Annotated in this window: 14 protein-coding genes; 6 read left to right on the top strand and 8 right to left on the bottom strand. The window is 61.6% G+C overall.

What is annotated here, in order from left to right; translation table 11 throughout:
- On the top strand, nucleotides 1-1,242 hold the full coding sequence (locus tag HZC36_03060; protein ID MBI5705952.1) for an alpha-L-fucosidase: 1,242 nt from the start codon (nucleotides 1-3) through the stop codon (nucleotides 1,240-1,242).
- Between the two features lie 7 nt (nucleotides 1,243-1,249).
- Here the strand turns inward: HZC36_03060 and HZC36_03055 are convergent, their stop codons facing one another.
- Nucleotides 1,250-2,287 (bottom strand): hypothetical protein, encoded by a 1,038-nt coding sequence (locus HZC36_03055; protein MBI5705951.1) that lies wholly within the window; start codon nucleotides 2,285-2,287, stop codon nucleotides 1,250-1,252.
- Between the two features lie 130 nt (nucleotides 2,288-2,417).
- Nucleotides 2,418-4,031, bottom strand: a complete 1,614-nt coding sequence (locus HZC36_03050; GenBank protein MBI5705950.1) for an aldehyde dehydrogenase family protein — start codon at nucleotides 4,029-4,031, stop codon at nucleotides 2,418-2,420.
- A gap of 318 nt (nucleotides 4,032-4,349) precedes the next feature.
- Here HZC36_03050 and HZC36_03045 point away from each other — a divergent pair, with 318 nt between their 5' ends.
- Entirely contained in the window at nucleotides 4,350-4,631 is a 282-nt protein-coding gene (locus HZC36_03045; GenBank protein MBI5705949.1) for a hypothetical protein, read from the top strand.
- Between the two features lie 5 nt (nucleotides 4,632-4,636).
- Here the strand turns inward: HZC36_03045 and HZC36_03040 are convergent, their stop codons facing one another.
- Together HZC36_03040 and HZC36_03035 are read right to left on the bottom strand one after the other, a co-directional pair.
- The gene (locus HZC36_03040) at nucleotides 4,637-4,855 is read right to left on the bottom strand and encodes a hypothetical protein (GenBank protein MBI5705948.1); all 219 of its coding nucleotides are present in this window, start codon (nucleotides 4,853-4,855) and stop codon (nucleotides 4,637-4,639) included.
- 41 nt (nucleotides 4,856-4,896) lie between these two features.
- Nucleotides 4,897-5,316 (bottom strand): transposase, encoded by a 420-nt coding sequence (locus HZC36_03035; GenBank protein MBI5705947.1) that lies wholly within the window; start codon nucleotides 5,314-5,316, stop codon nucleotides 4,897-4,899.
- Between the two features lie 199 nt (nucleotides 5,317-5,515).
- Here HZC36_03035 and HZC36_03030 point away from each other — a divergent pair, with 199 nt between their 5' ends.
- The 4 genes from HZC36_03030 to HZC36_03015 are packed head-to-tail and all read left to right on the top strand — an operon-like array spanning nucleotide 5,516 to nucleotide 7,575.
- A complete protein-coding gene (locus HZC36_03030) occupies nucleotides 5,516-5,695 on the top strand; it encodes a hypothetical protein (protein MBI5705946.1) in 180 nt (59 codons plus the stop codon).
- Nucleotides 5,696-5,711: 16 nt separating this feature from the next.
- Entirely contained in the window at nucleotides 5,712-5,855 is a 144-nt protein-coding gene (locus HZC36_03025; protein MBI5705945.1) for a hypothetical protein, read from the top strand.
- A complete protein-coding gene (locus HZC36_03020; protein ID MBI5705944.1) occupies nucleotides 5,852-6,748 on the top strand; it encodes a sugar ABC transporter permease in 897 nt (298 codons plus the stop codon). Before HZC36_03025 ends, HZC36_03020 begins: the two co-directional genes overlap by 4 nt.
- Complete coding sequence (locus HZC36_03015) at nucleotides 6,745-7,575, top strand: carbohydrate ABC transporter permease (GenBank protein MBI5705943.1); 831 nt, start codon at nucleotides 6,745-6,747, stop codon at nucleotides 7,573-7,575. Before HZC36_03020 ends, HZC36_03015 begins: the two co-directional genes overlap by 4 nt.
- Before the next feature lie 103 nt (nucleotides 7,576-7,678).
- Here the strand turns inward: HZC36_03015 and HZC36_03010 are convergent, their stop codons facing one another.
- From HZC36_03010 to infB, 4 genes are all read right to left on the bottom strand, one after another.
- Nucleotides 7,679-9,100 carry an L-fucose/L-arabinose isomerase family protein gene (locus tag HZC36_03010; GenBank protein ID MBI5705942.1) on the bottom strand — a complete coding sequence of 474 codons (1,422 nt, stop codon included), beginning with the start codon at nucleotides 9,098-9,100 and terminating at the stop codon, nucleotides 7,679-7,681.
- A gap of 65 nt (nucleotides 9,101-9,165) precedes the next feature.
- Nucleotides 9,166-10,671, bottom strand: a complete 1,506-nt coding sequence (locus HZC36_03005) for a carboxypeptidase M32 (GenBank protein ID MBI5705941.1) — start codon at nucleotides 10,669-10,671, stop codon at nucleotides 9,166-9,168.
- A gap of 309 nt (nucleotides 10,672-10,980) precedes the next feature.
- Nucleotides 10,981-11,427 carry an IS200/IS605 family transposase gene (tnpA, locus tag HZC36_03000; GenBank protein MBI5705940.1) on the bottom strand — a complete coding sequence of 149 codons (447 nt, stop codon included), beginning with the start codon at nucleotides 11,425-11,427 and terminating at the stop codon, nucleotides 10,981-10,983.
- 395 nt (nucleotides 11,428-11,822) lie between these two features.
- On the bottom strand, nucleotides 11,823-13,754 hold the full coding sequence (infB, locus tag HZC36_02995) for a translation initiation factor IF-2 (GenBank protein ID MBI5705939.1): 1,932 nt from the start codon (nucleotides 13,752-13,754) through the stop codon (nucleotides 11,823-11,825).
- Nucleotides 13,755-13,761 lie beyond the last annotated feature (7 nt).

Here is a 13,761-nt window from a genome sequence, read left to right as displayed (position 1 = left end):
ATGAGCGCACCGACTCCCCTCTCCCGCGTAGCGGCCTTCGAGCAGCTTGGCTTTGGCCTCTTTCTCCACTTCGGGCTCTATTCCCAGCTGGGTCGGGGCGAGTGGGTGCAGCACATGGAGAAGATCCCGAGCGCCGAATACCTCAAGCGGATGGACACCTTCACGGCGAAGGACTTCAGCGGGCGCGAACTGGCGAGGGCGGCTAAACGCTTTGGGATGAACTACATCACCCTGACCTCACGGCACCACGAGGGATTCAGCCTCTATGACACTAAGGGGCTCTCCAAGTTGGATGTGACGCGGACCCCCTGCGGGCGCGATCTGATCCAAGACTACATCCAGGGTTGCCGTGCTGAGGGGATTGTTCCGATGCTCTATCACACCACGCTCGACTGGAATGAGCCCCGTTTCGAGTCGGACTGGGGCGGCTATCTCCAGTACTTGCGCGACAGTGTTGAGGTGCTCTGCACGCAGTACGGCCCGATCGGGGGGCTATGGTTCGACGGGAACTGGTCGAAACCGGAAGCCGATTGGCAGGAGGAGCAGCTCTATGCCGTGATTCGCAAGCACCAGCCCGAGGCGATCATCATCAACAACACGGGCACCGGCGCGATGGGCCAGACCGGGCATCCGGAGATCGACAGCGTGACTTTCGAGCGCGGACGGCCAAGGCCCCTGGACCGCTCGGGCGCGCCGAAGTGGATCGCAGGCGAGATGTGCCACACGTTCGATTTTCATTGGGGCATCGCCGGGCACGATTACAACCTGCTTTCTCCCGCGCACGTGATCGAGGAGCTGTGTTTCTCCCGGCGCGCGGGGGCGAATCTGCTCATGAACATCGGGCCGACGGCGGAAGGGGCGTTGCCGACCTATGAGCGCGCGGCCCTTGAAAAAGTGGGCGATTGGCTGGAGCTTCACGGCGGGCGCGAGGGCGTGATGTACGGTGGGCGGCCCTGCGGGATTGAAGGTGAGGGGAACGACTTTGGGCTGGACCATGAGGGCGTCCGCTACCTATTCGTGACGGACCTAACGCCTACCGGAAACACGCAGGTTGAGGGCGTTCCTCATCGCGGTCCTGGGCCGCGGGTGTTTACAGGAGTCGAAGGGACAGTGAAAGATGCCAAGTGGATGGACAGCGGGGAGGCATTGCAGTTCGACCAGAGCGGGGATAGGTTGACGCTCCATGCGACCGGGTACCCGTACGGGACGAATACGGTGGTTCGGGTGGCGAAGTTGGGGTAGGCCGGCCTCACTCGCGTGCGGCTACCGCCATTGCCTCGACGTTCTCGATGGGTACGTTCGGGAGCAGGGCCTCGTGGCTGGGGCTGACCACGTAATTGGGACCAAACACCTCGCGCAGACGAAGGACCTCATCGCGCACCTGTGCCGGCGTGCCGTTGACCAAGAGGTCTTGGGTGTCGACGCCACCCACAAACGCCAGGTCACTTCCGTATTCGCGGGCCAAATCCTGTGCGCTCATGCCTTCGGCGAGGGCCTGCAGCGGGTGAAGGCCGTCTACCCCCGCCTCGATGAGTTTGGGAATGACGCCCCGAATCGAGCCGCAGGAGTGAAGGAGCACTTTCTTGCCGTGTTTCTTCGCCACGCCGATCAGCCGATTCATGCTGGGCAGGACGAAGCGCTCGAACAGTTCGGGTGAAAGGATGAGCCCGCGCTGCGTGCCGAAGTCGTTGCCGAAGAAGTAGGTGTCGGCGGCATCGCCAAGTTGCTCGAAGAAGATCTCGTTGGCGGCGACGTAGTGGTCCACGACGTGCTCGGTGACCGCATCTACGACAGCGGCGTTCGAGTACATGCCGAGGAAGTAGTTGTCCATGCCGAAGAACTCGGCGACGTCGTGGAAAAAGGGCGCCCACATTCCCGTCCAGACGCCCTTGTTTTGGTGCTGCCGAATTCTTGCAAGGACCTCGGAGAAGTCGAAGTGGGCCGGATCGGGCCATGAGTGGGCGTGTACGAGGCTGACATCCTCGCAATCGGCGAAGATGCCGGGGTGGTTGAGCGTGACCCGCTCGCCGCCGCCATAGAAGTCGAAGGGGGGCTTGCCTTCGGGATGGCGGTAACCGGAATCGGCAGGGATCCAGCGGGCGTCGTCGCCGAAGTGGCTGTAGAGCGCCTCGGTGTCTTTGAGACCGAGTTGCTTCAGGTAGATCGGGACGGTGTCGGGATGGGGGTTGCCGGTCCAGTAGCCGCAGGCGCCCTTGTTGGTTCGGCTCAGGATAGAGTGGACCTTGGCTCGTGGGGAATTCGCTGGTGGGCCAAGCGAAAGATCCATACCGTCATGCTACCGCTGAATCCGCGGACAAGGATGTCCGCGGGCCGGGGTCCAGGCATGGATGCCTGGGCTCCCTTTGCCGAGCACCACAGGCGCGGCGCCTGCGCAGCGGGGTGCGGTGAGGCCCCTTCTATAGGTCGAACTGAACGCCTTGCGCCAGGGCCGGGCGCTCATAGCCGTAATACGTCGTGCTCGTTTGGCGGCGCATGTACTGCTTCCAAGAGTCGGAACCGGATTCTCTTCCGCCTCCCGTCTCCTTTTCGCCTCCGAAGGCCCCGCCGATCTCAGCGCCGCTCGTGCCGATGTTCACGTTGGCGATGCCACAATCTGAGCGCCGCTTGAAAAGCTCCGCCTCGCGCACGTCGCCGGTCATGATCGCCGAACTCAGGCCCTGGGGCACCGCGTTCTGCATCTCGCAGGCCTCGTCGAAGGTGCGGTAGCTCAGGACAAAGAGGATTGGCGCAAAAGTCTCGTGCTCGACGATGGCGGTTTGCCTGGGCATGCGGGCAAGCGCCGGTGCGACGTAGTAGGCGTCAGAGCTGGTGTTCAGGTGTTCAGGTGATGGGTGTTCAGGTTCAGTCGGAGTTTGCGCCAGATCGCCTGAATACCTGGCCACCCGAGCACCATTCAGCGAAACTCGCTCCCCACCAAACACCTCCAGCGCATCCTTCCTCGCCTCTTCGAGCGCGTACTGCATATCGTCAAACGACTTGCCGTCGATGAGCGGACCAACCAAGGTGTTCGGGTCGAGGGGATCGCCGATCTTGCCTGCCGTGATGCTGGCGTAAGCCGACTTCAGCTTGGCCCAGACCTCGTCCACGATACTCTCGTGGACGATCAGCCTGCGGGTGCTGGTACACCGCTGCCCACAGGTTCCCACCGCTCCAAAGGCGATGCTCGGGAGCGCCACGCCAAGGTCGGCGGTCGGGGTGACGATGATGGCGTTGTTGCCACCGAGCTCCAGGATCGTCCGGCCGAACCGCTGAGCGATCGTTCCCGCGATTGCGCGGCCCATGGCGGTGCTGCCGGTCGCGCTCACGAGGGGGATCCTCGGGTCTTCCACAAGGGCCTTCCCCGCAGTCGCGCGGCCCCCCATCAGGATCTGGCTCAGGCCGCCCGCAACGTTCGTCAATCGTAAATCGTCAATCGTAAATTCACTTAGCGCCTCCTCGAAGATTGCCTGGCAGGCCAGCGCGCAGAGCGGGGTCTTGTCGCTGGGCTTCCAGAGGACCGGGTCGCCACAGACCCACGCGAGCGCCGCGTTCCAGGCCCACACCGCGACGGGGAAATTGAACGCACTGATCACGCCCACGGGACCGAGCGGGAGCCAATTCTCCTGCATCACGTGGCTCGGGCGCTCGCTGGCGATGGTGAGCCCATGAAGCTGGCGCGAGAGCCCCACAGCGAAATCGCAGATGTCGATCATCTCCTGCACTTCGCCGAGCCCTTCGCTAAGGACTTTGCCGTTCTCGAGGGTCACCAGCCGCCCCAGAAGCTCCTTCTTGTCGCGGAGCTTTTGGCCGAAGATCCTAACCAGTTCGCCTCGGACCGGGGCAGGGACGTCTCGCCAGGTTTCAAAGGCCTGGGTAGCCCGCTGGATCTTGGTTTCGATCTCTTCGGCGGTGTCCAGCCTCAGCGTGGCGAGCAGCGAGCCATCAATCGGGGAATAGACCTTCAGGTCGTTGCCCAGGTGAGCGGGGAGGTTGGGTATCAGTTGTGAGAGGACGCCATCGGCCAAAGACATGGGCTAGGTGTACCCGCCGGGCAGGTGGAGTTGCTCGCCGCGCATGGCGCGCCGGCGGCCGGGTGAGGTCGCTGATTCCGTCGCCCCGGGCCGGGAGTGGATGGGTATGTGAGCTAGGACAGAAGGTGAGTCGATTCGCCCAAGTGGTAGATTGACCGCAGGATGGGCACCAACATTTCGCATCTCTCAAGCCTGAGTGCGACGATCGCAAATCGGCTCTCGTTGGCCTTCCCCGGCATAGAGAAGCGCTTTTCGGTTGTGGAAGGCGAACTCTGGGTCACTTGGCCCTCAGCTAATCCGCGCGTCGAATAAGATCTTGTGCTTAAGTGCAATGGTGAGCCGAGCCTCTATTGGTACAACGGCTACATGTGCGACTTTCCCGCATTCTTGCACGGCACTGATGAGGGACAGGCTAGCGCGATTGTGGATTTCCTGCAAGACTTCTTTGGCGACAGGATCGTCTGCGGCGTCGTTCTCAACGAGGAGGGCAAGTCAACAGGCGGCGGACCAATAGCGGTATCCGACTTGGACCAAGATGCTTGGTGGTCAGACCCGATGGCTGTCGTTCGTAGTTGGACTGGCAAAGCAGATCTCTTCTAGCCCCCCTACGGCACCGTCGTCACGCTCGCCACGGCCGAGTAATTGCCCACCGGGTCGTCGCCATCCAGATACCTAATCCGGTACCGCCGAACTTCCGGCTGGCCCGCGACCAGCGGCGCACGAGCATCTGGATAGGGCGAGAAGCGGTCCGTCGCAAGCAGGGTCCAAGTGACTTCTGCGGCCCTATGGCTCGAGATGATCACCTGATCGGACGAAACCTCCATAGCCGCCATTCTACTCCCGCTGCCCCGTAGGGGCGGCATGTTCAAATCGGCTCCTCAAAGAGATACCGCTCTTCATACGTCATCTCAAACTCCTTCAGGCACGCCAGAAACTCATCACGGAAGCTCCGTTTCTTGTGATGCTCCTCCTGATTCTCGATATACCGCACGACGTTTCCCAGGTCTGCATGGGCATAGGAAAACGCTCCAAACCCCTCCTGCCAAGAAAAGTGCTCCCGGACCCACCGATTCTCGTTGATGTGGTTGGACGATCCCGTCTTGATCTCCCGAACAAGGTCGGATAGGCACTTGCTGGGCTTGAGACCGATGAGAATGTGGGCATGGTCGGGCATGCAGTGGATCGCGATGAGCTTCTGACCCTGGTTTCTCACGATCCCTGAGATGTACTTATGCAGCTCTTCTTTGCGGTCGGGGAAGCCGCCCCTACGGGGCTTTCTGGGCACCCCCTTAGGCGCCGTTCACCTTGGCCACGTCGCCGGCGACGATGCCCGCCGTGCCGACATACACGTTGATCTTGAGGGCGAATTGTGGCAGCCAGGTCAGTCGTTCAGCTTCGCGATCGGGTAGCCAAGTGGGCATCTGCTTGTTTCTCCTTCGGGAAATCGCCTTTCCAGCCTGGAAATGGCCCAGTTCCCTCCGGAAATGACGATTCGCCACGCGGAAACGCGGCTCCTGGATCTGCCGGAGCGGTTCATCCAGATGGGAATGGGGGTTTGGCAGATGGAAACGCCGCATTTCCAGGCGGAAGAACGGTACTGGCAGAGGCTGTTGGGACTGTCTCGACTTCCCCTGGAGCGGCAACATGCGGGCACACCACGCTGAAGCGTGGAGTCACCCAATGAACTGCACTCTGAGCGACTCACCCTGGGTGGCCCGCCGGAATCTCAAAGCCCATTCGCTTCTGCCCCCTGGGCAAGAGGACGACAAGTTTCAGGTTGACGCCGTGCCGACGGTGCGCGGCGATGTACACTCCTCGCCATGAGGACCGGGAAGGCAAGCGTCGCGCCCTACGCCATGCTGCTGCCGACCTTTGGCCTGCTGGCGGTGTTCAGCCTCGTGCCATTCCTTTGGGCGTTCTCGACCTCGTTCTACGACTACGAGGTCGGCGGCGAGGCCAAGTTCATCGGTATCGCCAACTACATCGAGTACCTTCACGACCCCACCCTCTGGCAGAGCTTCGCCAACCTGCTGTTTCTCATGCTCTTCGGGCTGGTGACGGTCTCCACGGCGCCGCTGATCGTCGCCAAGCTCATCTTCTCCCTGCGCTCCGAGCGGGCGAGGCACCTCTACCGCGTTCTTTTTCTTCTGCCGGTGGTGGTGCCCGGAGTGGCGGGAATCATGATCTGGAAGGACATGATCTATGGCGATACGGGCCTGATCAACGAGTTTCTTCGCCTTTTCGGCGCGGAATCGCTCACCCGTGGATGGCTGAGCGAACCGAATATCGCCCTCTGGGCCGCAGCGTTTATCGGGTTTCCCTTTGCCGGTGGAATCAACATCCTCATCTATTACGCGGGCCTGGCGGGGATCCCGGACAGCGTCCACGAGGCCGCGGAGCTCGACGGTGCAAAGGGGATCGGGAAGTTCCTGCGCATCGACGTTCCGCTTGTGCTTTCGCAGATCAAGCTGCTCACGATCCTTACGGTCATCGGCGCGGTCCAGGGCTTTGAAGGGATGTTCATCCTGACCAAGGGCGGCCCGGGCTTCAAAACGATGGTGCCCGGGCTCTGGATGTATATGAACGCCTTTAGCTTCCAGCGAATGGGCTACGCCTGCGCGATCGGGGTCTTTCTCTTTTTGCTGATCTTGGGCCTTACGGTGGTCAACCTGCGGTATTTCCGCAGTTCAGAGGACCTGAGGAGGGAAGCAAGGTGAGACGAAGGAGAACCGAAGTCGGCCTTCACCTGGGTCTCATCGCGATCCTCACGATGACGCTTCTGCCGTTCGTGTTCGTGCTCAACAACTCCCTTCGCTCGAACTCCGAGATGAACCACGCCTACTTCGGGTTGCCGCGGCGGGCACTTGGCCAACTCTTCGATGGTTACGCCTATGCCTGGGAGGTGCTCCGGCCCTACACGCTCAATACGATTCTGGTGTGCCTGGCGACGGTTTTCGGCGTGCTTGCCGTGAGCACCGTCTCGGCCTACGCCTTCTCCAAGTGCCAGTTCAAGGGGAAGGCGATCCTTTTCCTTGCGATTCTCAGCTTCATGATGATCCCCGGCGTGCTGACTCTGGTTCCCAGCTTCCTTTGGGTCAAAAAGCTGGGCCTGCTCAACTCCCATTGGGTGCTCATCCTCCCTTATATGGCAGGGGGCCAGATCTTCGCGATCTTCCTGTTCAAGGGGTTTTTCGATGGCCTTCCCGGTGAACTGTTCGAATCGGCGCGGATGGACGGCGCGGGGCACTGGAAGCTTTATTGGAACCTGGTGCTGCCCCTCTCCAAGCCGATCCTCTCGGTTGTCGCCATTGTGAACGTGCTTGGCACCTGGAACAACTTCCTCTGGCCGTTCATCACGAACTCGGACGCCAAGTACCACGTCGTGTCTTCTGGCTTGTTCCTGATGGGCCAGAGCACGGTCGCCGCCAACCACGCGACGATGTTCGCGGCGTATGTGCTCGCGAGCCTGCCGTTGCTCGTGCTGTTCCTGTATGCCACCAAGCCGTTCATGGCGGGCGTCACCAGCGGCGCCTTCAAGGCCTGAGCTATTCCCACCTCGCCCCTTTGGGGAGAGGTCGTTGAGCGCAGCGAAACGGGTGAGGGGGAAGATGGCAGCGATGAGCGAAGGGCGATGCGCGACGGGACGCCTAACAGACCCGACTGAACCCGATTCCAAGAAGCTTCGCGAGCTTTTCGAGGGTTCCAGCCATGTGGCCGACCCCGATTGCGCAATGGTGCGCCGGGCCGGCGATTGCCCAGCGGTTGACGAACTCCTTTGCTCCGATCGAGAAGCGATAACGGCTATTGGTGTTGCCGATCTGGAGGACCGGGCCGGGAACCGATTCCCCTTCAGCCACAAGCAGGGAAGTCTCGCCGCCCGGTCCCTGGACCACCGAAAGCAACGTCACGGGACCGTTCTTTACGCTCATCTGGATCGACAGCCCCGTGCCCGGTTTGCCGTGGTAGACGGGCAGGGGAACGAGCCGAACCTTGCCCTCGGCGATGGCGAAGTGCGCAGGGCCGTCGTGCCCGAGCAGCACCACGTCGTCCTCGAAGTCCATCAAGTAGAACTCGGAGAACGAGCCACCGCAGCCCAAGCTGTCCAGGACCTTCATGGCCAAGGCGTTCTTGACCTCACATTCTCCTGCAGAGGGCACGCGCCGTCCGGTCAAGAGCGTGTATCCGGGGATCGACGACGTAACGATGTCCTCGTATTCGTTCCCCGGCTGGCCCTCATAGTAGTAGGCCATCGCCCGGAGCTCATGGCGTTCGACGAGCGCGTCCAAAGCGCACGAAGTCTTGGCTGCCCGCTCCAGCTCCATCGCGGAACAGTCCGGCGAGACCTCGAACGTCCTGCGTAACTCCTCGACCTTGCTGAGCACATGCGCTTCCGTGGCCAGATCGCGAAGCGCCTTCAGCTCGCACATCTCCAGCAGTTCGAAATGGCAGCCAAAGGTCCCCGAGAGGGCCGTCAGGTCGCTGTAGACGTCCAGCATGCCGCAATAGTAGTGCCCCAGGACCCCAACCCGGGTGTCCTGAAGTGCCTTCGCGGCCCGAATCGCTGCAATCCACTCGCCGATTTCCCTCCAGGCGCTCTCCTCATGGAGATAGCCGGTGACCAGGTGATACGGGATGCCAGTCCGGTTGAACACTGAAGCAATCTCAGGCACGCAGCAAGCCTGGCAGTGCGCCAGCCACTCGCCGGTCATGAGGCCCCGGTCACCCAGCGCGTTGAAGGCTTCGTAGTCGATCGCCGCAACAGGCTGGAGGTTGAGCACAATGACCGGCACCTTGGCCCTTTGAACCACCGGCAAAACCGTCGAGGAAAGGGCATAGGTCGAGACGAAGAGGAACAACGCCTCCACGCCCTCCCGTCGAAAGAGATCGGCTGCCGGCGAGGCCTTTGAGGGGGAATCCACGAGGCCGGCGTCCACCACCTGAGCCCCACAGGCTTCCAGCTTGGTTCGGACCTCTTGTTGGTAGCCCTGGAGCCTCTTGTGCAGGCCCGCGAACTGGTCCCAATAGGTGTTCAGTCCGATGCCGAACAGCCCGACCTTGACCTTGCCCATACCCGCTTCGCCCCCTCGCTGATTGGCCGCGCAAGGGCGCGGCCCTTCAGTTCCGCACGCCTACGTTACAGGCCGTAAATCTCCTCATACTTCTTGGTTAGGCCCGTTACGTAATCCTCGGCGCCCATCGGTTTGCCGGTCACGCGCATGACCAGTTCCTTTGGCGAGTAGTATTTGCCCTGCCGATAGATCTTCTCCTGCAGCCAACCCAGGATCGGAGCGAATTCGCCCTTCTCCATCAGAGCGGAAGTGTCGCCAAGGTCCTTTTCGAGCACGTTCCAGATCTGATAGCTCAGCAGGTTGCCCATCGAGTAGGTCGGGAAGTACCCGATCATGCCGCCCGACCAATGGACGTCCTGCAGGCAGCCGACGGTGTCGGTCTCCGGGGTCACCCCCAGATACTGCTTGTACTTGGCGTTCCAGGCTTCGGGCAGGTCCCTGATCGGCAGCGCGCCCGTCAGCACGTCGCACTCGATCTCAAAGCGCGCCAGGATGTGCAGGTTGTAGGTGACCTCGTCGGCCTCAACGCGGATGAAGCTCGGGCTGACCTTGTTGATCATCCGGTACCAGTCGTCTACGCCGATATCCGAAAGCTGAGGGAAGGTGGTCTGCAGGTCGGGCAGAAACCGCTTCCAGAACGCCTTGCTCCGGCCCACGATGTTCTCCCAGGTTCGGGATTGGCTCTCGTGCAGCCCCAATGACACGCCGCCACAAAGGGGGGAGCGGTCCCATGCGGGGTTCTGGCCCTGTTCATACATCCCGTGGCCCGCCTCGTGGAGCGAGCCAAAGATCGCCGAGCCCACGTAGGGCTTCCAGCGCGTGGTCAGGCGCACGTCGCCGACCGAGAAGCTGGTGCAGAACGGGTGCGGCGCGGTGTCCTGGCGGCCGCGCTCGAAGCTGAAGCCGATCTTCTGCACGAGGTTTTCGGTGAAGGCCTTCTGCTTGTCTTCTGGCCAATCGCCGTAAAGCCGTGAGTCGTCCGGCTGATTGCCCGAGGCTTGGATACGCCGGACGAGGTCCACCTGACGGTCTTTGACTGCGCCGAACATCGCGCGCACGTCAGCGGCGGTGGCGCCCTCTTCGTATTGGTCGAGCAGGGCGTCGTAGATGTGGTCCTTGTAGCCAAGGAACTCTGCTTCTTGTCGCGCGATGGAGAACATGTGCTCGAGGCAGGGAAGGAACGCCTTGAAGTCGTTGTTCTGGCGGGCTACGACCCATTTCTCGTGGCCCTCGGCGGCGGCTTTGGACTTTTCCTCGACCAGCGAGGCCGGGATTTTTGTGGCGAGATCGAGGTCGCGCTTGACGACGCGGACCACCGCCGCGTCGTCAGAACCGGGTTCGGCGTCCTTGGCTGCGGCCTCGGCCAAGCGGATGGTCTCGTCGCTGGTGAAGGTCTCGTGCGTCATGCGAGAGAGGATGCCGAGGTGCTCCGCGCGGGCCAACGCGCCGCCGCGCGGCATGTTCACCTGCTGATCCCACTCCATGATGTTGCAGGCTTCACGCAGGGCGTTGACGTCGTAAAGCCGGGCTTTCAGCTTCTCGATGGCCGGCGAAGAGGTCTGGGTGCTCATACGGCGGAGATTACCTGTCCTCGGATTCCTCGGAATCTCTAGCCACTTCTGGAAAATGAGGACGTATGTACTTGACAGCATTGCACGCCGAGGCCTACGGTGTTTCACACGATAGTGTTCTGGGAGTTCAATTGGTCAACCGGACAACCTGAGCAGGTGGCCGGGCCCCATCTTTCAACGAGCCGAACGAGGGTGGTCTCACGACCGAGCGCCCGGGTTAGGCTCGAAGGGCCGACCTAACTGAGCTAAGGGCAGCGCCCTGGGGAATGGTGCGGGACGAACGAGCCCTGAAGGGGCGACCTAGATCGGCTAATCCCACAGATACCGCTCATCGGGTTCCACCCCTGACTCGCGCAGCAGAGCCCGGAGTTCATCCTGAAAGGAGCGCCTAAGATGGTGCTCCTCTTGGTTAAGAACGTATGCTTGAACTCGGTCCGTCTCACTCATCCCTACCGAGAACACGGCATAGCCTGCTTGCCAAGCGAAACCGGATAGTCCTTTTGACTTGATCCATCGTGAAGAACTTGTTTTCAGGAGTTCGGCGGCAGCTGCCAGACTGATGGTTCGTGAGAGGCCGAACAACAGGTGAACGTGGTCCTCGACACCTCCAACCTGGATGGGGATGCATCCGTGATTTTTGAGGACGCCACCGAGATAGGAGTGGAGTTCGGACCGAATCACGGTTGAAAGGACTGGGGCTCGGTCTTTCGTACTGAAGACCATGTGGACCAGAACCCTGGAGAGCGATTGGGGCACGGCCAATTATCCCATCTAGGCCGCCCCTTCAGGGCTCGGATCATTTGGGCGCTGCCTACCAGGGCGGTGCCCTTCGCTAAGTTCGGCCGGCCCGTTGGGCCTGATCCAGATGGTCCTTGGCGCAGGCAACCCGAATTGCCGGGCGCAAGCGAATAGCCGATAGCAAGCGAATTCGGCGAAGTCATAGGCCGCCCCTTCAGGGCTCGGATCATTTGGGCGCCGCCTACCAGGGCGGTGCCCTTCGCTAAGTTCGGCCGGCCCGTTGGGCCTGACCGAAGCAAGCGCACGATGCGCCAGGAGGGTCCACGACGCAGATTCTTTTTGGCCGTTACAGTCGGCAATTGGAGTCCAAACAGAGGAACAACTCGAAAAAGACAGCCCTTGGAGGCAACGCCCTACCAGTTCACTTGAACCACTTCGAAGGCCTCGATGCCGTCGCCTTCCTTGAAGTCTTCCCAGCCGTCGAACTTGATGCCGCAGTCGAACCCGACCGTGGCTTCCCGAACGTCCTCTTTCACGTGCTTCAGGCTCGCGATCTTGCCCTCGTAGACGACTTCAGTCCCGCGCGTGACGCGGCACTTGCTGTTGCGCATGACCTTGCCGTCCACCACATGGCAGCCGGCGACCTTTCCAAAGCGGGATAGGTTGAACACGGCGCGGACTTCCACCCTGCCTTGATACTGCTCCTCGAATTTGGGCTCCAGGCGCCCGAGGATCGCGGCTTCGATGTCCTCGATGAGCTCGTAGATGATGCGGTACGTTCGAATCTCGACCTTTCGCCGCTCGGCCTCGATCTTTGCGCCCGGTTCGGGCTTGATGTTGAAGCCGACGACGATGGCGTTCGCTGCATGGGCCAGCAAGATGTCGCTCTCAGTGATGGTTCCCACGCCGTAATGGATCAGGCGCACTTCGATCTCTGGATGCTCGAGCTTGGCGACCAGGCCGCGCACCGCTTCGACGGAGCCCTGGACGTCTGCCTTGACGATAAGGTTCAGGACCTTTTGCTCTTCCTCGCCTTCGAGCTTCTTCTTGAGGTCTGCGAGCGACATGCCTCGGTTTGGCCCTGCCAGCGAGTCGAGCCGGTTCTGGGCGGCCCGCGATTCCGCGATCTCCCGCGCGAGCCTTTCCTCCTCGGCGAATTCGAGCTTGTCTCCCGCTTGCGGCACGTCAGAGAGGCCGAGGATCTCGACTGGAACCGAAGGACCGGCCTCAGCGATCGCAGAGAGCTGATAATCCAGCATGGCCTTGATCTTGCCGAAGGTGGACCCGACAACCACGGCGTCTCCCACTCTCAACGTCCCGTTCTGAACGAGAATGGTGGCTACGGGGCCGCGGCCCTTGTCGAGCTTGGCCTCGACGACGGTGCCTGAGAGCTCTCCTCTGGGGTCGGCTTTGAGGTTCATCACGCCTGCCTGAAGGACGATCATCTCAAGCAGTTGCGGAACGCCCTCGCCCGTAATGGCGGAGACCGGGCAGCCGATGACCTGGCCGCCAAAGTCCTCGAGGATCACGTTGTGCTCGGTGAGCTGCAGCTTGACCTTGTCCACGTTCGCCGCCGGCATGTCAATCTTGTTGATCGCCACGATCATCGGCACGTTGGCGTTTTGGATGTGGTTGATGGCCTCTTTGGTCTGAGGCATGATGCCGTCGTCTGCCGCCACGACGAGGATCGCGATATCGGTGACCTGGGCTCCTCGGGCGCGCATTTCGGTGAAGGCCGCGTGGCCGGGCGTGTCGAGGAATGTGATTTTGCCCTCGGGAAGCTGGACCTGGTAAGCGCCGATATGCTGGGTGATCCCGCCGTGCTCTTTGCCTGCGACGTTTGCCTTGCGGATGTAGTCGAGAAGGCTTGTCTTGCCGTGGTCGACGTGGCCCATGATGGTGACCACGGGCGGCCTCGGCTGCGCGCCCTCGGTGGCCTTGCGAACCTGGGTCACAGCCGCGGGAGCGGGCTTGGGTTTGGGTTTCGCAGCGTCGGCCCAGCGGACCGTCAGGCCGAAGTTCTGCACGAGCTGCTCGGCGACCTCAGGCTTGAGGGTCGTCGTCAAGGTGGCCATGACCTTCATCTTCATCATGAGGGTCTTCTGGATTTCGGGCTGCGGAAGGTCCAGGGCGGTGGCGACGTCGCGGGGCGTGATGTTGGGGTGCAGCACGATCGGCGAAGCCTTGTCCAGGTCCTTCAGGCTCTCCCGAATCAGGGCGACCTCATCGTTGTCCGCCTCGAAGTTGGCGCCATCGAGCGCAATGCCAAGGTCGGCGAGAACGCCGGCCGCTTGGCCCGTTTTGAGGCCATATTCCTTTGCCAGTTCTCCGATCGCGAGTGTCATTCCTTGC

This window comes from Armatimonadota bacterium, from assembly GCA_016223145.1.
In the GTDB taxonomy this organism is placed as follows: Bacteria; Armatimonadota; Fimbriimonadia; order Fimbriimonadales; family Fimbriimonadaceae; genus Nitrosymbiomonas.
Note: the sequence above shows the minus strand (reverse complement) of the source record. Positions and strands in the feature narration are given on the sequence as shown.